The sequence below is a fragment of the Paenarthrobacter sp. MSM-2-10-13 genome (assembly GCF_011605365.1).
GTDB lineage: Bacteria > Actinomycetota > Actinomycetes > Actinomycetales > Micrococcaceae > Arthrobacter.
The window spans coordinates 1-18,685 of the sequence record NZ_JAAOXO010000004.1 but is presented as its reverse complement, the minus strand read 5'-3'; the positions used below and the strand labels follow the sequence as shown (position 1 = coordinate 18,685).

The window sequence follows — 18,685 nt, the reverse complement described above, 5'->3', positions numbered from 1 at the left end:
CAAGCAACCACGGTGAGGGCGGTCATAGGATGAAAGGGATGACCACCACCCAAGCAGACAAAAACTTCAGCCTCCGCAGTGTAGCGCTCCCAGCATTCGGGCCAGCTGTGCTCTTCTGTCTCGGCGAGGGGGCTGTCCTGCCGGTCATTGCCCTCTCCGCCCGGGACCTGGGCGCTTCGGTGGCTGTATCGGCGTTGATCGTGACGCTGATAGGCCTGGGATCGTGGCTGTTCAACATTCCGGCGTCGATCATCACCGAGAAATTCGGTGAACGGTGGTCAATCGTCGGAGCGGGAACTGTGGGTGCGATTGCCCTCGGCGCGGCGGCGTTCGCCCCGCAGATGGAACATGGGCTCTGGCTCTTGGCCGCCTCCATGACCCTGGTTGGCATGTCGGCCAGTGTCTTCAACCTCGCACGGCAGAAGTTCCTCACTGAGGCAGTCCCCGTCATGTTCCGGGCGCGTGCACTCTCAACCTTGGGCGGTGTCACCAGGATCGGCCTCTTCATCGGGCCATTCGTGGGCGCCGGCGTCATGCAGTTCGCCGGGATCAGCGGCGCCTATTGGGTGGGCTTTGGTGGCATGCTTGCCGCGGCTGTTTTGTCTCTCACCATTCCGGATCTGGTAGCCCCCGGAACGTCCGACGGCGGTCCCCGGCCCCCGGCGTCGACGGTGCGGAGCGTCGCGGTTTCCCATGCCGGTGTGTTCCTGACAGTTGGCTTCGGCATCCTCCTGCTGAGCGCATTGCGTGCATCGCGGCAGGTAGTCATCCCGCTGTGGGCGGACCATCTGGGACTCGACGCCACACATGCCTCGTTGATCTTCGGCTTGTCCGGAGCGATCGACATGCTGGTGTTCTACCCCGCTGGGAAGCTGATGGATAGGAAGGGCCGGCAATGGGTGGCCATCCCGTCAACGCTGATCATGGGAACCGCTCTGATTCTGATTCCGTTCACCGCCGGATTCGTCCCGCTCCTCTTGGTTGCTTTGCTCATCGGGTTCGGCAACGGCATCAGTTCGGGGCTCATTATGACGCTCGGCGCCGACTTCTCGCCGGACAACGGGCGGAGCCACTTCCTGGGCATCTGGCGATTCATGGCTGACTCGGGTGGTACCGGAGGACCTGTGCTGCTGTCCGGGTTAACGGCCGCGTTCTCGTTGTCGGCGGGCGTCTGGGCCACAGGCGTACTGGGGTTCGCAGCGGCAGTGGTGTTCGCCGTCGCAATTCCACGGCTGAAGCACCGGCGTAACTATTAGCTTTTAGCCAGCGCGTTGACTCAGGCGGTGGGATAGATTCACAGGAAATTCGCAGGAAAGTCCATACTTTGGCTAAACTCATCCTGGCCGCAGTCTCGCGGCCATTTTTCCGCGCTCTTGGGGGCGTCTGAGCAGAGGGCGCTGTTTTATGCAGATCCGACGGAGAGCCAGTGTGCGCTCTCAAGTATTTCTTGCGGGCGTAATCGCCCTGGTTGGAGCAGGCCTCCCGGCCCTCCCGGCCGTAGCCGATGAAACGCCGATGCCTGCGCCGAGCGCAGCGCCGCGGACCATGTCCACCGATTCCACGGTCCTGCCGACGGACCAATTCATTGTGAAGTTCAAGGAACGTGCAAGCATCCAATCACTGGATCGAAAGTCGTCCCTGAATCGCGCCGCTGGAACAATTGGTGTCCCTGTCCAAGCCGTGCGCACCCTTGCAACGGGTGAAGAAGTAGTGAAAACGGACCAGAAACTCGGCGCTGAAGAAGCCAATGACCTGGTGTCCGCCCTCGTCGCTGACCCCAACGTCGAGTACGCCGAACCCGACGTCATCATGCGACCTTTCGCTTCCAAGCCCAACGACCCGTTGTACTCAGACCAGTGGGCGCACAGTAGCGTCGACAGCGGCGGGATGCGTGTCCTGGGGGCATGGGACGTAAGCCAGGGTGCTGGGAGCGTAGTAGCGGTCATCGATACCGGCATTACGAACCACTCGGATCTGAACGCCAATATTTTGCCTGGCTTTGACATGATTCACGATCCCCTCGTTGCAGGTGACTCGAACGGACGCGATTCGAATCCGGCAGATGAGGGCGACGCCACCTACTACGGGGAGTGCGAGCCCGGATGGCCCGGGTATTCATCTTCGTGGCACGGGACCCATGTGGCCGGCCTCGTGGCCGCTGTAGCAGGGAACAGCAGAGGCGTGGCAGGCGTGGCTCCCAAAGCAAAGGTCGTTCCGGTGCGTGCGCTGGGCATCTGCGGCGGATACGCTTCCGACATCGCAGACTCGATCGTTTGGGCGGCAGGCGGAACAGTTCCGGGAGCCCCAGCGAACGCGAATCCAGCGAACGTCATCAACCTGAGCCTCGGAGGCCTTGCGCCTTGCTCCACGATCTACCAAAACGCTGCAGATTTTGCGCGAAGCAAAGGCGCCTCCTTGGTGGTGGCCGCAGGTAACGAAGGCATCGACGCATCCAAGGTCAGCCCTGCCAACTGTAAGAACGTGCTGGTGGTTGGTGCGAGCACACGCAATGGACTTAAAGCGTCGTACTCCAACTTCGGCATCAACGTCGACGTCGCAGCTCCTGGCGGAGACATGGCTAGCGTCTTTTCCGACGGAATTTTGTCCACGCTCAATGACGGTCTGACTACTCCTAATTCCGAAGGCTACTTCTACATGGAGGGCAGTTCCATGGCCGCTCCTCAGGTATCGGCTGTAGCAGCCATGATGTATTCAAAACTGCCTGCTTTGACCCCCGCGGATGTTGAGCAGAGGCTAAAGGCCTCAGCTCGGCCGATCAACGGCTGTGGCTGCGGCGCCGGTTTGGTTGACGCCAACGCCACTCTCACCAAGGTGGCAGCCGAGGCTGCGCCAATCACGGCGGGCACTCCCACAATTTCCGGTGAGGCTGCTGTTGGCAAGTTATTGCTTGCTGAACCTGGCAACTGGGGAAACACCTATGAAGCCACCTGGAATTATCAGTGGAATCGGTGGGGAACACCCATCCCCGGAGCAACCGGCAACGGTTACTGGGTGACTGAGGATGATCACCAAGCCACCATCACGGTCACTGTTACTGCCACCAAGAAGTTCGCACCGGCCGTCTCCGCAACCTCGGAGCCCACAGCTCAAGTGGCTCCCGGAACCTTGTTTGGTAGCGTGCCCACTATCACGGGCTCGGCCTACGTGGGAAGCACCCTAACGGCCAACCCGGGTACGTGGGGCCCGGCCCCTGTGGACTTGACCTATCGCTGGACCCGCAACAAGGCCGGTACCACTGGAGAGCACGTATCCAGTGCGCCGAGTTACACCCTGACGAGTGAAGACCTCGGCAGCACACTCTCCGTGCACGTCATGGGATCCAAAACCCCCTACTCTCTGTTGGAGATGGGCAGCCAGCCGACAGCTGTTGTAGTTGCCGCTGACAAGGCTGTTACGCCTGAAGCCATAGTGTTCACCGAAGCCCCGTACATGGGCAACGATCGCTACACTATTCCGGAGTCAGAGACCATGGACTACCAAGTGGATGGCAAAACGCTCCCAGCCGGAACTCACCCCGCCCGAGGACAGGCCAAAATCACAGCCGTTCCGAAGAGCGGTTATGCAGTGCTCAACGGGGCGACTTCCGAGTGGAAAGCCTACTTCAGCGCAAAGGGGCCGGAATTTATGGCGCCTGCTGTTTCACCGTTCCGGGATGTGGCGACCACCCAGCAGTTCTATAAGGAAATGTCCTGGCTTGCAGACCGCAAGATCTCTACCGGTTGGGTGGAGGCGGACAAATCCGTCTCGTACCGGCCCGTGACACCCATCAACCGTGATGCAATGGCAGCATTCCTCTACCGTGCGGCCGGCTCACCGGACTACACACCTCCCGCGAAATCTCCCTTCATGGACGTTGCAACCACGCAGCAGTTCTACAAGGAGATGGCATGGTTGGCAGAAACCGGCATTTCGTCCGGATGGACTGAGAACGGGGCGCGTTACTACAAGCCGCTGACCCCGATTAAACGCGATGCGATGGCTGCCTTCCTGTACCGGTTGGTCAACAAGCCCGACTATGAAGCACCCATGAATCCACCTTTCAGGGACCTCGATTCAGGCCAGCTGTTCTACAAGGAAATGGTCTGGATGAGCGTTGCCGGGATCTCCTCCGGCTGGCAACTGGGGGAGAACAACTACTGGTACCAGCCGATGGAACCCATTAACCGCGACGCCATGGCGGCATTCCTTTACCGCATGCCATAGCTGTTCGCGGGGGTCGCGACTTACCGACCTCTTTTGAACAAAGAACGGCCGCAGAACAACCCCATTAGGTTGTTCTGCGGCCCTTCGTCTTTCAAAGCAGGTCAGGAAGCCACGGCCCCGGACGAAACACTTCGCGGGGTCTTCCATGCCCGGTCCGGCAGCTTCCCGGACACCAGAGCTACGGCGAGCACCAGCAGCACCAGCCCCCAGCTAGCATTCGAAACGTCCAGCGCAGACCTCATCACCACGAACGGCGGGATGATCGCCAGCACGGTTCCGAGGGCGATGCGCCACATCGCCGGCCGCGATGCACCCGGTGCCAGCGCTGTGCTGGCAAGTTCCAGCCGGACCAGTGGGGTGGAAACGAGCAGCACCAGGGCCCAAGCAGCTACGTAGAACAGCGGCCGGGTGAGCCACCATTCGGTGCCGGCCGGTTCGGGGAACGGCAGTCGCAGGACCAGAGCAATGCCAAACATGGCGATGATCAACGGCAGGTGCCACAGGTAGATGGTCATGGCCCGACTACCCACCACGAACATCACCTTCTGCACCCAACCGATGTGGACGCATCGCTGCAGCGCCGGGTAGACGGCCTTCACCAACAGAATGTGTGCCAGCCCTACCAGGATCAGGGGAAACATGGGCGGGTTCTGGCTGGTCAGCATGTCCACCGGATACGGCCCGGCATGCGTGAGTGGAACCATCACGGCGTAGCAGCCGGCAGCAGCAAGCACGAGCTTCCACTTGGCGAAACGGTCAAAGAAGCCGTCGGCGTAGAAGAACCCAAGCTGTTGAAGGAGGCCCCACACGAACACCATGTTCAGCAGGCCGATCGGGTTCGAGTCGAAACCCCAAGGGTTGCGTTCCAGGCCCAGACGAAAGACATCGACGACGACGGCGCCCGCGGCCAGCGCTGCGATGGTCCGGTAAGGCGCTGCCTCGTGGAATTTTGCCATGGTGGGGACCATGGCTTGGCAGATAAGATACGCGGCCAGGAACCACAACTGCACTCCGGCGCCCGCAGCGATAACGGTGAGCAAATCGACGGGGACACCAGCCGCCGTCGCACTCCACAAAGCAAGGGCGAGGAAGATGTACAAGGCGACCGTAGGCCGAACCAACCGCAGCACCCGGTTCCTGAGGTAGTCGCCGCCATCGCCGCCCTTGCGTTGCAGGCTGCGCCACGACGTGAGCGAGGCGAAACCGCCCACGATAAAGAACAGGGGCATGACCTGGCCGAACCACGTACCTTGCGCAAACCAGCTCAGCGACGTCAGGGGATTGCCCACGCCGATGCCGGACTCGTCCACGCTGATCCCCATCATGAGCAAATGAACCGCAACAACAGCAAACATGCAGGCAACGCGGATGAAGTCCACCACCAAATCGCGGGATGCGGGAACGGTGCCAGCCGGGGTGCTCCGGCGCGGGGCGGATTTGCGGGAGTCGGGCCTGAGGGTGGATGACATGCGAGCTCCTGTGATTAGCAGTTGTTTGTCCATCGATTGGACTAACTGTAACTCATGAGGAGTAAGTAGTCGACGTCATCCCCGAAAACGTTGGTGATTGCAGGGTGGAATCGGCGCGGGTCGGCGTAGCCTAGAAGAGCACCTCCGTCCCTGATCAACCGAGTGTTCCACCGCCGCGCATGGCGCAGTTTGCGAATCTACCCCCACCAATGAAGGGCAGTGCTGATCGTTGTGCACATCAAAGAATTTTGGGACCAGCTTTCTCCCGAAACACAGCAATGGCTCGTCGACAATCCGGGAACCATGATTGTGCCGAGGACTGTCACCGCGATCATCAATGCGGAAACGGGGGAGGGGGACACTATGGATGCCCATGGTGGCACGGTGCTCACCGATGAGGATCGGCACTTCATCCAGGAGCAGGCCCGGAACCGTGTTTCGCCTTCCCCGGAGCCCAAATTTTTCGACTCGGTCCGTCCAAAGGACTAAGCGCCGGGTGCGGCGCACCCTTTAGCGCCGATCGCCCCTCAAAGAGCGTCAGCCCTTGCGCGCCGCCATACCAAAAAGCCACGTGCCGCCAAGGGCGGACAGGTATCCGGCGATCACGATGAAGGCGGTGCCGGCCCAGAAGTAGTCGATGGTGCTGTCTGTGCTGAGGCCGGGCATGACCTGGATCAGCGAGTAGGCGGCAACAAAAGTAGCGATCGCCAGGGCCGCTACGGTGAGCCACACCCACAGCCGGGAGGCGGCCCAGTGTTCACCGTAACCCGCCCAGACGTTCCAGCTGTTGCCGGTGCGGAGGATGAGCCATCCTGCCGGGAGCATGACGACGGCCACTACCAGGAATGCGGCCACGACGTCGGCCGGGCGGTGCCACTGGTTGATGAGCGTGGAGACGCCTGTTGCTACAGCGAAGGTGCTGCCGAGGAAGCCTGCCAGGGGGCGCCAGCGGGGCGAGACCATGAGGAACACGGCGGCTGCGGCGGACGCGGCCAGTGTGGTGTGTCCGGAGGGGAGTGAGTTCAGTACGAGTGTTTGTACGCCGCGGTCGGGCCGGTCCGGGATGAGGAGCTTGAGAATTTGTGTGGCTGCGTTGGCGGCGATGCAGGCTGCCACTGCGATTACGGCGGCGGTCCATCGCCTGCGCGCCACGGTCACGAAGAGAACCATGATGGCTGCAATTGCCAGCGAAAGCATGGGGAGCATATCCAGGAATTCGGTGGAAGCCCTGCCGGCTGTTCCGCCCAGAACGGTAGCTTCAACCAGTGCGGACTCGTCGATGAACTGGCCGGCAGTGGTGCGCACAAAGAAGTAGTACGTCGCGGCCAGGCCAACGGCGCTGGCAATCGTGGCGAGGCAGAAGAGAAATCCTGTGCCCGCGCCGGCGTCGCGTCCTTGAAGCGGCCGTTTGCTCGACCTCCCGCTGGTGCGGAATTGCTGGGAACTCATTCTGACTAGACTGCCACAGTTCTCTGGATAGCTCGTGTGAGTCGCTCCCGAGCGTGGCGGCCGAAGGTGAGGCCTTGGCAACATTCCTGTGACGCTTGACACGTGTTAGGTGACAGGAATAGGCTTCCTAACACGTGTTAGGGAAGGAAATCTACATGTCGGGAACCAATGGGGCTTTGCGTGAATTCACACGTAGGAGTGCCCTCACCGCCCTCGGCGTAGGAATTGTCGGAGTCACCGCGGCGTCGTGGCCGCGCCTGACCGGGGCCGACATTCCAGGCCGCGGAGACAATAGCCTCAGCATCGCCATCATGGGTACCGCCGCGGACGCTGAAGCCCGCCAGAAGGTCATCGACGCTTTCGCCAAGGTCCACCCCGAAATCAAGGTCAAGGTCCAGGCAATCCAAGCGGTGGACTGGAAGGACTTCTTCACCAAGATCCTCACCATGGTTGCAGCCGGCACCCCGCCGGACGTCGTATACGTGGCCACAGAAGGCGCCCAACTCTTCGCAGAGAAACTAGCCCACCCGCTGGATGAGTACCTGCGCCGCGACGCCGATCATATGCGCGAATACTTCGAGGATGTCCACCCCAGCCTGGTGGAAGCGTTCATGTACAAGGGCAGCCTGTTCCAGCTCCCCATCGACTGGAACGCCGCCAATATGTACTACAACACCACGGCACTGACCAAAGCAGGCCTGGAACGGCCGTCCGACAACTGGACGCATACGGACTTCCGCAGCACCCTCGCCGCCATGAAGAAGGCCAACCCCAAGGATTTCACCCCGTACTACTGGACCAACCGGCTCTTCGGTGGAGTGGTGCCGTGGCTCTACGCCAATGACACCAGCTTCCTCAAGGAGACCAAGTCCCCGGGTGGTGAATGGCTGTGGGACGGGTTCTATGCCAACGACCCCTCCCGCAACCTCCGCTCCGGCGGCTACCAGTGGCTTGAGCCCAACGCCGATGACCCCAGGGTCTTCGAATCCTTCGATTACCTCCGCGGACTCGTGAAGGACGGATTGGGTGTGCGGCCGGAGGAAGGCGGCGGTAACTCTCTGATCGGCCTCTTCGCCTCCAACAGGATAGGTACGACGCCGGCGGGCGGCTATTGGGTGCAAGGCCTCCACGAGGCGGGGATGACGGAGAACGACTTCGACGTCCAGTTCTTCCCCAAGTGGCGGACCCAGCGGCATCAGTTCGGCACGGCGGGCTACGCGATTATGAAGACCGCCAAGGACAAGGACGCCGCCTGGGAATGGGTGAAATTCAGCTCCAGCCGTGAAGCCATGCAAATCGTGTTCCCCACACCGAACACCACCCCTGCGCGTCGTTCAATGGCCAACCAACAGCTCTACGCAGGAACAGGTCCGCGGAACTGGAAGGTCTTCTACGACACCCTGGACAGGTTCCCCACCACAGGTCCCATTCCAGCGCCACCCCAGCAGGCTTCCGTGGAAACAGCCCTCATGAAAAACGTAAGCCTGGCTGTCAGTGGAGACGAGCGTCAACTCAAGGACGCCCTCAGTTCCATGCAGCGCGACCTTGAACTGGCCCTGAGGAGGCAGCCATGAGCACCGCAACCAGTACGCCCACGGGGACGGGGAGCGAGTCGGGACGGAAGCCGACCCACAAACACGCGCAGCCGTCCAAGCGCGGCCGGATGCAGCAACGCTGGCTGCCCTGGGCATTCCTTGCCCCCACCATCGTGGGCATGGGCATCTTCACCTTGCTGCCAATCGTCGCTTCGATCGCGCTCGCATTCTTCCGCTGGGACATCATCTCGGCACCAACGTTCGTGGGCTTCGACAACTTCGCTGAGGTGGTACAGGACCCCACGGTCCGTGTGTCATTCCTGAACACCATCGTGTTTGTGGTGGTGGCTGTGGCCCTCCAGCTCGGACTGGCACTTGGCCTGGCGATCATGGTGCAGGAGAAGCTCCCTTCCTGGCTTAGGGTGTTCTTCCGATCGGCGTTCTTCTTCCCGCTGATCCTTTCCGCAGCCTCGGTATCGATCTTCATGCGGTACCTCTTCAACGAGCAATTCGGCGTCGTGAACTGGTTGCTGTCCATCGTTGGCATCCCAGCGGTCCCGTGGCTGACAACGCCAACCGGGTCAGCCGCCGTCGTGATTCTTGTTTATGTGTGGCAGAACTTTGGCTTCTCGTTCCTGCTGTTCATTGGCGGGCTGGCCTCCATTCCGGTGGAGACGTATGAGGCCGCGTCGATTGACGGTGCCACGGGTTGGCGAAAGCACTGGTTCGTCACCCTGCCCCTGCTGAGCCCCACCACCTTGGTGGCCTCGGTGATGGCGATCATCAACGCGCTGCAAGTGTTCGATCAGCCCTACGTGCTCACCCGCGGCGGACCCGGTGACTCAACACGAACAGCCGTGATGGTGATCTTCGAGTCCGCGTTCCAGCGCCTTGAGTTCGGCCAGGCATCGGCGATCGGCGTGATCCTGACCCTGATCATCATGGCCATCACCGCCGCGCAATTCCGGCTCAGCAAACGATTCGTCTTCTACCAGTAAGGCCCGCCATGACCACCATTCAAGAACGTGTCACCACCACGGCGCCTGTAGTGAAGCGGAAGAAGCGCGACTGGTCCGTAGCCATCCGCGTGGTTGTCTTGCTGATCGCATCCGTCTTCGTCCTGGGCCCGGTGATGTGGACGTTGTCCACTTCGCTGCGACCGCCGTCGGAATCCTTCCAGCTGCCGCCCGCGTTCCTGCCGCTGAACCCGGACCTGACCTCTTATGAGCAAGTGTTCAAGCAGCTCAACATCGTGGCCCTGGTCATTAACAGTGCCCTGGTGACCGGTTTGATCGCGGTGGGGCAGATGATCACCGCAGCGCTGGCAGGCTACGCGTTTGCGCACTTGAAGTTCCGGGGCCGCGGCGCGCTGTTCTCGATCGTGCTGGCCACCATGATGGTGCCTGCGCAGGTCACCATTGTGCCCGTCTTCATGCTGATCCGCGGCGTCGGACTCTCCGACACACTGCTCGCGCTGATCATTCCGGCCATCCCGACGGCGTTCGGCACCTTCCTGATGCGCCAGTACTTCATGGGGTTGCCGGGTGAGCTCGCTGAAGCGGCCGCGATCGACGGTGCCTCGCCGTGGCGGACGTTCCGCTCGGTGTATGCACCGCTGGCCATGCCTGGCCTGGCCATTGTGGGCATCCTGGCGTTCAACTTCCACTGGAACGAGTTCTTCAGGCCACTGATTATGACCATCTCCGAGCAGAACTTCACCCTGCCCCTGGGCTTGGTCTCGCTCCAAGGCAACCTCGGCACCGGAAGCATCTCCGTGGTCCTGGCCGGCGTTGTCCTCTCCATGATTCCCGCGCTGGTGGTGTTCATGTTCGGCCAGCGCGCGCTGCAGGACGGGCTCACCGCAGGCACGGGCAAGTAATTACCGATCTTTCTGAAAGGGGTTCCGTTGACGGACCTTGCACTCTCTTCCTCTCTTTCCATGGCGGCGACGCACCCGGATCCCGCCTTCCCGCGCTTCCACCCGCGGCCTGCGCAGGGATGGATCAACGATCCCAACGGTGTCAGCTACATCAACGGCCGCTACCACGTGTTCTTCCAGTACAACCCCCTGTCCGCGCGGCACTCCCAGATCAACTGGGGGCATGTGAGCTCCACTGATTTAGTGCGCTGGGAAGAGCACCCCGTAGCGCTTTCGCCGCAGGCGGGCGGCCCTGACTCCGCTGGATGCTGGACCGGTGTGGTGACCGACGACGACGGCGTGCCAACCGCTTGTTATTCCGGTATCAAGGACCACGGGGGTCATTCCCAGGTGGTCATTGCCCGCGGCTCTGCCGACCTTGTTTCCTGGGAACAGGACGGGCACGTTGCGGCGTCAATGCCCTCGGATCCGCTGGTCACCGCAGTGCGGGACCCTTTTATTTTTTGGTTTGGCGGTGCGCGTTACGCCATGCAAGGGGCAGGTCTATCCGACGGCCGCGCCGCTTTGCTTTTGTACACGGTGTCTGACATGGACGCGTGGGAGTACCAGGGCATCTGGCTCACCAGCGACCACCCCGTGGCCGCTGCCCATACGCCCGCCGAGATCTGGGAATGCCCGCAGCTGGTGGAAGTGCCTTCTTCTTCCGGTGGGTCCAGCTGGGTCATGATGTTCTCCCTGTGGCTCTCCGGCGACGACCACGAGCACGCCAACGGGGTAGGGCACCTGATCGGGTCCCTGTCCTTGGACCCTGTGTCCGGGCTGCCGGTGTTTGCGCCTTCCTCCGGGGGGAAGTCCGATTTCGGCCGCGACTTCTACGCTCCTCAGATTATGCAGCTCGCCCATGGGTCCTCACCCGCGGCACTGCTGTGGGGGTGGGCCAACGAGGGGCCAGGACGTGATGGTCGCCGGGGCCGCACGCAAAAAGAAGTCGACGACGCCGGGTGGTCGGGTGTGTTGACGCACCCCCGGGTTTTGTCCGTGGTTGGCGGGGCGCTCGCTGTTTCTCCTGCGCCCGAGGTTGAGGCGTATCGGGGTACTGCTGTGGTTACAGGTGCTGCCGGTGCCGTTGCGGTTCCCGAATTCGCCGAAGTGCTGGTCCGGGGTGCTGCAGGTGCCGGTTCCGTGGAGCTGGTGCTTGGGTCCGGGGCCGCCGCTCAAGTGGTTTACGCAGGCTCCCCGACTCCGGACGAGCAGTTGCGCATCTTTATCGATGCGTCCCTCGTGGAGGTTTACCGCACCGGTTCCGTGGCCACCACCGTCCGGGCTTACCCGGCTCCGGGGGAGGAATGGCAGCTCACCTTGCCCGATGGCGCGACTGCCGACGTCTGGGAGTTGACGCTGCCCGAGTAGGCGGCAGGCCGCCGTCGTACGTCCGTTGTGAGGCCTGCTTTGCAGGCTTTGGGTGAGTCGAAGGGTGTAGAGCGGGCCTCGCAACGAGGGGGCTGCGTGTTGTGAGGCCTGCTTTGCAGGCTTTGGGTGTGTCGAGGGGTGCAGAGCGGGCCTCGCAACGGGCGGTGTTAGCGGGTGGGGGCGGGGCCTGTGGACTCGCGCACCACTAAGCGGCAGGGAACCATCGTTTCGACCGTGGTTCCCTTTCCTGCTGTGGGGGTGCCCGCGCCTACGCCCGCGCTTTCGCCCGTGCCCTCGATCGCGTCCAGCAGCGTGGTCATGGCGGCACGGCCGATCTCCCGCAGGGGCAACGCCATGGTGGTGAGTGAAGGCACCATGGTGTCGGCGATCCGGGTTTCGTCGTCGTAGCCCATGATGGACAGGTCCCCGGGAACACTGAGTCCCAAACGCGCGGCAGCAAGGGTCACACCCACCGCCAGGCGATCGTTCGCGCACATGATGGCCGTGGGCCGATCAGCCGGGGACACGCCGTCGAGCAGTTTCATGGCGCCGCGGAAACCGGCGTCGATATCCCAGCCGGCCATGAAGATCCGGTCTGCATGGACCGGGATATCGGCCGCTGCGTGTGCATCCCGGTAGCCCTGAACACGCAACGGGGCCGCGGGCGAGTCCTCCAACCCGGCAAACAGCGCAATGTCCCGGTGGCCAAGTTCCAACAAGTGCTCCGTGGCCATCCTGCCACCGGATACCTCGTCAGGAATGACGTGATGCAGCTGCTGTTGAGGGTGGTTGTCATAGCAGTTGGCAAGGACCGAGGGGACGCGGAGCATGCCGTGCGGAATCTCAATGGGTTTCAAGCCAACTGTCACGTACATGAGCCCATCAACCTGCCGATCCAGGAGCGTTTCAATGGCGCTCGCATCCCTGGCGGTATCACTTTCGGTGTCCATCACTACGGTCACAAAGCCGCGGCTGCGGGCGACGTCGTCGGCGCCACCGATGATGTTGCCGTCAAAGGGGCTGACCACTACTTCGTCGGACAGGATGCCGATCACACGGGAGCGCTGGTTCCGCAGGCTCAGGGCAATAGCGTTGGGGGAGTAGTTCAATTCAAGGGCGGCCTGCCGGATCCGGTCCTGGCTCTCCTTGGCCACGTTCCCGTCGCCACGCCCATTTAGAACCAGCGAGACCGCGCTCCTGGACACACCCGCCCTCTTGGCGACGTCCAGTGCAGTGGCCTTGCGGTTCATGGAAGTCCTTCCGTCCTTTATTGTCAGCAGTCTACCTAACGCGTGTGAGGATCCGGTGGGGTCAGGCTGGGTAACCCAATTCACGCAACGCGGCCTCCATGAAGTCCAAGGCCTTGATAGTTCCCGCCACGAAATAAAGTCCCCACGCCGCGAGGATGACCACCAGTGGCCACAAGCCCCGCCGTGGAGCCACCTTGTGGATTACCACCGACCGTCCAATGACATAGGGAATCCCTCCCAGAAAGGACCATGCCCAGTGGAATGGTCGCGTGACGCCCGTTTTCAGCAAGCGTCGGGTATCAAGCAGGGCCAGCACCACTGTGGAGCAATAGGTTAAGACCAATCCGCCCCAGATCAGGAAGTAGCCAGTGCTGATGATCGTGGCGGGGTCCAGGGTGAGGGCGCCGTTCCGGGTGTAGGTACGGATCTCGATATGCCACGTCAACATGAGTAGGCCCGGAAGGAAAGGCAGGACGGCAATAAGCCAGATGTACGGATTCACAACGCTCTGGCCTTGGCGAAGCATCGGGCGCTGAATCGCTGGACGTGGGACCCCTGCAGGTACCACGTGGTCTACCCACTCAGTACCGTTCCACCATCGGAGGCTGTGGGGGTCCCGAGCATCTGCATACCACCCGGGAACTGTCACGTCTGGACCGAATACCCCAGCTGGGAATACACGGACTGCATGAAATTGGACATCCAGATGCCGGTGATCACCATGCTGATAACAAACACGGCGATTGTTGCCCAGACAGGCCACAGCCCACGATTAGGCGCCACTTTCCTAACGATCACAGAGCGGCCGATCACGTACACCAGCGCGCTAAGGAACGCCCACGCCCAGTGAAATGGACGGACGACGCCGGACTTGAGGAGGCGCTGACGGTCCAGGAAAGCGAAAAACACCGAAAGCCCGTAGGACAGGAAACTAGCGCCCATCAGCAGGAAATAGCCAGGGGTGTACATGGAGAAAGGATCCATGGTGGTGACCCCCTGCCGGGTGGTGATCATCCTGAACTCCGGCTGCCACGTGAGTAGAAGCAGGATGGACAGCAGCGGCAACAAGGTGATCGCCCAGATAAACGGGTTGTACACCGGAGTCTCCGGGCTGAGCTGCGGACGTGGCTGCTGGACGGGAACCTGGAACTGTCCTGGCGCCTGGAACTGAGCCGGCGCCTGGTTGGCTGTCCACGCGCGTCCGTCCCACCACCGGACGAGCCGCGGGTCTGAAGGGTCCGGGTACCAGCCGGGAGGCGTCGCGGAACCGGGCGTTGATTGAGTCATATCTCCCCCACTTTGAGTCGTATTCCGAGAATATCGCGATTGCTGCCTCTCGGTTGCCACGCACCTCTCCCGGTCCCGTTGCAGCGGTGTAAGGATGGATCATGAGCTTCTTCGATGACCTCCCCGAGCAGCCCGCCCGGCCGCGGGAACCGCAGCCTGCCCAGCCGGGGTGGCTCGGCCCGCCGTCGGACGAGCTGCCCGGTATTGCGCGCGTCGGCGGGTTTGTTCACAAGGACAGCCGCACCGTGGTGGTCCTGAAACTTGTGGAGGTGTACTCCACAGGTTGCCTGTTTGACCTGGTCTGGTCGGTGCGGCGGGGCACCGAATCGGACCAGGAGTGGCGGGAGATGGTGGAGGAGAGCTACAACCACCCGCGGTCAAGCCTGGACACCCGGACGGGACTGGAACTGGGTGTAGCTGTTGCGGACGGACGCAAGGCTGTTTCGGCCATCAACGGACCGGCGGCCTTCGAAGATGCAGCCGTCACTGGCCCTGTGCTGACAACCTTGGGAGGCGGCGGTGGAAGCAACAACTCCGAGTTCGTTCAATTCACCGGCAGGTACTGGTTATGGCCGTTGCCAATGGAGGACATCACACTCGTACTGCGATGGGAAGCGCTGGGGATACCGGAAAGCTCGCTCGTCCTGTCCGGTGAGCAGTTGGCTGAAGCCTTGGCGGACGCGCAGAAATACTGGGACCAGTAGCTTTTCCACATAGCCGAATTGGCCTGCCTCTTGGGTGGGAAGCCGCCGGTACAGTGGCAATATGCCTGCATTTCCCTCGCTCGAAGAACTCCTCGATTCCGCCCACGTAGTCTCGCTACCCATGCGCGTGAAATTCCGCGGCATCATGGAGCGCGAGACCCTCCTCCTGCGAGGACCTCTTGGATGGGGTGAGTTCTGCCCCTTCCCCGAATACGACGACGACGAATCCTCCCGCTGGCTGGCCGCAGCTTTGGAAGCGGGCTGGCTTGGTTTCCCCCCGCCTTTGCGGGACAGGATCCCGGTCAATGCTACAGTTCCCGCCGTCGCGGCCGAACGTGTGCCTGAGGTGCTTGCGCGCTTCGGCAGGGTTGACGCCGTCAAGATCAAAGTTGCGGAGCGGGGACAGGCACTGGCGGATGACGTCGCCAGAGTGAATGCAGTACGCGAGGCCCTTCCTGAAGCTGCCATCCGGGTGGATGCCAATGGGGGATGGGACGTAGAGCAAGCCGTGGAAGCCCTTGGCAAACTATCCGCAGTAGGCCTCGAATATGCTGAACAACCCGTCCCCACCATTGGCGGCCTGGCGGAGGTCCGGCGTCGGCTGACTGCTGCAGGTACACCGGTACTCATCGCCGCGGACGAGAGTGTCCGGAAGGAAGAAGACCCCCTTCGTGTTGCCAGGGCCGGTGCGGCTGACCTGATCGTAGTTAAGGTCGCCCCACTCGGGGGAGTTGCGAGTGCACTGGACATTGTGGAGCAAGCCGGGCTGCCCGCCGTCGTAAGCTCGGCACTTGACACCTCGGTGGGAATACGTGCCGGCCTGGCGCTCGCAGCCGCGCTCCCGTCCCTTCCCTATGCCTGCGGCCTTGGCACCGTTTCGCTGTTCGCTTCGGACATCACGCTGGACCCGCTGGTGGCCGACGACGGCGCAATCCAGTTACGTGAGACCCTGGCCGATGCTGGGCTGCTTGAGCAGTACGCGGCACCGGGGGAGCGCAGGGACTGGTGGCTGGACCGGCTCCGCCGCGTGCACTCAACGTTGGCGCGAAACCAGCACGGTTTGTTCACCGGGTCTTAACCAGAGGGACCTCTCAGCTTTGGATTCCGCTGAAAGGCTCAGCGGGAACCTCGTACATCCTCTGGAAGGTCTATACCCCCATGTCTGAAACCACCGGACGCACGTTTCCGCTGCTCCCCATGCTCGGCCACACAAAAGGCAAGCGGAGCCCCGTCACGTGTGCCTTGAAATGCGACAACGCCTGCTCAGGCGAGGTTTGCAACACCAGCGCCAATGGTTACTTCCGCGACATCGCCTCAACCGCTATGTCCCGCCGCGCAGCGCTGGGGCTCGGGGCCGCCGGAGCGCTTGCAATCGTCCTCGGTGGTGCCGTAACCGGTGGTGACACCGCTGTGGCCGACTCCGGTCAAGGGCTCTCCGATGCCGCAAAGAAGGGCTTCGACAAGTCCAAGCTGAAGTTCACCGCCATCAAGCCCGTAGATGCAGCAGTGGATGCCTTCACCGTCCCCGAGGGCTTTGACTGGAAACCGATCATCCGCTGGGGCGATCCCCTCTTCGCTGACTCGCCGGCCTTCGACCTCAACGCGCAGACTGCGGCAGCACAGGCCCGCCAGTTCGGCTACAACAACGACTACACGGACATCCTGCCGATCCCCGGATCCAAAGACCGCCGGGCCGTGCTGTTCAGCAACCACGAGTACACCAACGAGAACATCATGCTGCCCGTAGGCTTCGACCCCGCCGAAGCACGGGCAATCGGTCGCGCAGGGCACGGACTGGCCGTGGTGGAGCTCGAGCGCAAGAACAAAAACAAGCCGTGGAGCTACGTCCAGGGCGCACCGTTGAACCGGCGCTTCCTCACAGACACTGTCTACGAGCTGACCGGACCCGCGGCTGGCACCAACCTAGTCAAGACCATTGACGACCCCGCCGGCCGCTGGATTAAGGGCACGCTGGGCAACTGCGCCGGTGGGACCACCCCGTGGGGAACCATCCTCTCCGGTGAGGAGAACTTCAACGGATACTTCGCAGCTCCGGGCACCAGCGACGGCGACAAGCGCTATGGGATTTCCGCGAAGGCAACCACACGCCAGTGGGAGCTCGACGAGCCTCGTTTCGACACCCGTAACTCCGGCTACGTCAACGAGACCAATCGCTTCGGCTGGATCGTGGAAGTGGATCCGTTCGATCCCACCTCTACCCCTAAGAAGCACTCCGCCATGGGCCGCTTCAAGCACGAGGGCGCCAACGTCATCGTCGCTCCTTCCGGTCACGTAGTGGCGTACATGGGCGACGACGAGCGTTTTGATTACCTTTACAAGTTCGTCTCCAAGGGGAAGTACCAGGCTGGTGACTCCAAGGAAGCCCGCAAGAACAACATGAGCTTGCTTTCTGAGGGCGACCTCTACGTGGCTCGTTTCACGGGTGACTCTCCTGCCGACATTGACGGCACGGGCAAACTCCCTGCCGACGGTGCGTTCGATGGCACTGGTGAATGGCTTCCGCTGGTGGTCAACGGCACCTCCGCTGTGCCGGGCATGACCGTCCCCGAAGTTCTCGTCTACACCCGCCTCGCTGCCGACAAGGTTGGCCCCACCAAGATGGACCGTTGTGAGGACGTGGAGCCCCACCCGCGTACGGGCAAGGTCTACGTCGCCTGCACCAACAACACGGACCGTGGCAAGCCGGGCAAGGAAGGCGCCACCGAGGTCAACCCGCGCACCCTGAACCGTGACGGCCATGTCGTGGAGATCACCGAAGGTCGCGAGCAAACAGGCACCAAGTTCAACTGGAGCCTCCTGCTGGTAGCTGGCGATCCCGCCAAGAACACCTCCACGTACTTCTCCGGATTCCCGGCCAACAAGGTCTCGCCCATTTCATGCCCGGACAATGTGGCCTTCGATTCCGTGGGCAACCTCTGGATCTCCACCGACGGCGCCCCCGGCACCATCGGCTACGCGGACGGGCTCTTCAAGGTCACCCTCGAAGGACCTGAGCGCGGCAAGGTTGAGCAGTTCCTCGCTGTCCCACGCGACGCCGAAACATGCGGACCCATCATTCACGATGAAGAACGCACCGTCTTCGTCGCCGTTCAGCACCCTGGCGAGGACGGCTCATTCGCAGCCCAGAACTCCTTCTTCCCGGACTACGTTCCGGCCGGAGCCACACCTCCCGCCGGTGCAGTGCGCGCCCCTCGCCCCTCGGTGGTGCAGGTCTTCCGCAAGTAACGCCTGCTTCTTTCGATACTGACGAAATGCTCCCTCTCCCGCTGTTATGGGTGGGGGAGCATTTTCGTCATCCGACGCTCGCTCACATCACGCGTGCCTGAACCAATGCGGTCGTCAAGTTTTTGAGACAGGTCTCGTTGTTGTTTTTGGTTAGGCGGCCAGGGGTTGCTGGGCGCGGGTTTGGTAGTTGGTGTGGGCTTTGGCTGGTGGTATGCCGCCGGCTCGGCGGTTG

16 protein-coding genes and 1 pseudogene are annotated in these 18,685 nt (G+C 62.1%); 10 read left to right on the top strand and 7 right to left on the bottom strand.

The annotated features are described in order from the left end of the window. Nucleotides 1-38: 38 nt before the first annotated feature. Nucleotides 39-1,256: an MFS transporter gene (locus HAV21_RS10745; protein ID WP_166841686.1), complete on the top strand. Its 1,218-nt coding sequence runs from the start codon at nucleotides 39-41 to the stop codon at nucleotides 1,254-1,256. A gap of 172 nt (nucleotides 1,257-1,428) precedes the next feature. After that, on the top strand, nucleotides 1,429-4,224 hold the full coding sequence (locus tag HAV21_RS10740; protein ID WP_347877640.1) for a S8 family serine peptidase: 2,796 nt from the start codon (nucleotides 1,429-1,431) through the stop codon (nucleotides 4,222-4,224). Between the two features lie 101 nt (nucleotides 4,225-4,325). Here HAV21_RS10740 and HAV21_RS10735 read toward each other — a convergent pair whose 3' ends face one another. Then, nucleotides 4,326-5,693, bottom strand: a complete 1,368-nt coding sequence (locus HAV21_RS10735; RefSeq protein ID WP_166841684.1) for an acyltransferase — start codon at nucleotides 5,691-5,693, stop codon at nucleotides 4,326-4,328. Between the two features lie 219 nt (nucleotides 5,694-5,912). On the opposite strand from HAV21_RS10735, the gene HAV21_RS10730 reads away from it, so the two are divergent. After that, nucleotides 5,913-6,182 (top strand): hypothetical protein, encoded by a 270-nt coding sequence (locus HAV21_RS10730; protein ID WP_166841683.1) that lies wholly within the window; start codon nucleotides 5,913-5,915, stop codon nucleotides 6,180-6,182. 48 nt (nucleotides 6,183-6,230) lie between these two features. Here HAV21_RS10730 and HAV21_RS10725 read toward each other — a convergent pair whose 3' ends face one another. Next, entirely contained in the window at nucleotides 6,231-7,244 is a 1,014-nt protein-coding gene (locus HAV21_RS10725; protein ID WP_166841682.1) for a phosphatase PAP2 family protein, read from the bottom strand. A gap of 53 nt (nucleotides 7,245-7,297) precedes the next feature. On the opposite strand from HAV21_RS10725, the gene HAV21_RS10720 reads away from it, so the two are divergent. The 4 genes from HAV21_RS10720 to HAV21_RS10705 are packed head-to-tail and all read left to right on the top strand — an operon-like array spanning nucleotide 7,298 to nucleotide 11,966. Next, nucleotides 7,298-8,716 carry a sugar ABC transporter substrate-binding protein gene (locus HAV21_RS10720; protein WP_166841681.1) on the top strand — a complete coding sequence of 473 codons (1,419 nt, stop codon included), beginning with the start codon at nucleotides 7,298-7,300 and terminating at the stop codon, nucleotides 8,714-8,716. Next, the gene (locus HAV21_RS10715) at nucleotides 8,713-9,675 is read left to right on the top strand and encodes a sugar ABC transporter permease (protein WP_166841680.1); all 963 of its coding nucleotides are present in this window, start codon (nucleotides 8,713-8,715) and stop codon (nucleotides 9,673-9,675) included. Before HAV21_RS10720 ends, HAV21_RS10715 begins: the two co-directional genes overlap by 4 nt. Before the next feature lie 8 nt (nucleotides 9,676-9,683). Continuing rightward, entirely contained in the window at nucleotides 9,684-10,556 is an 873-nt protein-coding gene (locus HAV21_RS10710) for a carbohydrate ABC transporter permease (RefSeq protein ID WP_142938230.1), read from the top strand. A 27-nt stretch (nucleotides 10,557-10,583) separates the two neighbouring features. Then, a complete protein-coding gene (locus tag HAV21_RS10705) occupies nucleotides 10,584-11,966 on the top strand; it encodes a glycoside hydrolase family 32 protein (RefSeq protein WP_166841679.1) in 1,383 nt (460 codons plus the stop codon). Between the two features lie 167 nt (nucleotides 11,967-12,133). Here the strand turns inward: HAV21_RS10705 and HAV21_RS10700 are convergent, their stop codons facing one another. From HAV21_RS10700 to HAV21_RS10690, 4 genes and pseudogenes are all read right to left on the bottom strand, one after another. After that, nucleotides 12,134-13,216: a LacI family DNA-binding transcriptional regulator gene (locus HAV21_RS10700; RefSeq protein ID WP_166841678.1), complete on the bottom strand. Its 1,083-nt coding sequence runs from the start codon at nucleotides 13,214-13,216 to the stop codon at nucleotides 12,134-12,136. Between the two features lie 61 nt (nucleotides 13,217-13,277). After that, nucleotides 13,278-13,718 carry a DUF2510 domain-containing protein gene (locus HAV21_RS10695; protein ID WP_223942667.1) on the bottom strand — a complete coding sequence of 147 codons (441 nt, stop codon included), beginning with the start codon at nucleotides 13,716-13,718 and terminating at the stop codon, nucleotides 13,278-13,280. A 51-nt stretch (nucleotides 13,719-13,769) separates the two neighbouring features. Beyond that, nucleotides 13,770-13,865, bottom strand: a pseudogene (locus tag HAV21_RS22565) (DUF2510 domain-containing protein); the annotation flags it as partial. Continuing rightward, nucleotides 13,862-14,503 (bottom strand): DUF2510 domain-containing protein, encoded by a 642-nt coding sequence (locus HAV21_RS10690; protein WP_166841676.1) that lies wholly within the window; start codon nucleotides 14,501-14,503, stop codon nucleotides 13,862-13,864. The gene HAV21_RS10690 and the pseudogene HAV21_RS22565, both read right to left, overlap by 4 nt. Nucleotides 14,504-14,604: 101 nt before the next feature. Between HAV21_RS10690 and HAV21_RS10685 the strand changes: the two genes are divergently transcribed. The 3 genes from HAV21_RS10685 (at nucleotide 14,605) to HAV21_RS10675 (ending at nucleotide 18,453) form a co-directional block, all read left to right on the top strand. Then, nucleotides 14,605-15,207 (top strand): hypothetical protein, encoded by a 603-nt coding sequence (locus HAV21_RS10685; protein ID WP_243753233.1) that lies wholly within the window; start codon nucleotides 14,605-14,607, stop codon nucleotides 15,205-15,207. Nucleotides 15,208-15,268: 61 nt separating this feature from the next. Next, entirely contained in the window at nucleotides 15,269-16,285 is a 1,017-nt protein-coding gene (locus tag HAV21_RS10680; protein ID WP_166841675.1) for an o-succinylbenzoate synthase, read from the top strand. 80 nt (nucleotides 16,286-16,365) lie between these two features. Next, nucleotides 16,366-18,453 carry a PhoX family phosphatase gene (locus HAV21_RS10675; protein WP_166841674.1) on the top strand — a complete coding sequence of 696 codons (2,088 nt, stop codon included), beginning with the start codon at nucleotides 16,366-16,368 and terminating at the stop codon, nucleotides 18,451-18,453. A gap of 44 nt (nucleotides 18,454-18,497) precedes the next feature. On the opposite strand, the gene HAV21_RS22030 is transcribed toward HAV21_RS10675, so the two are convergent. After that, nucleotides 18,498-18,685: hypothetical protein (locus tag HAV21_RS22030; protein ID WP_208096672.1), on the bottom strand; the 188-nt coding region annotated here is incomplete at its 5' end.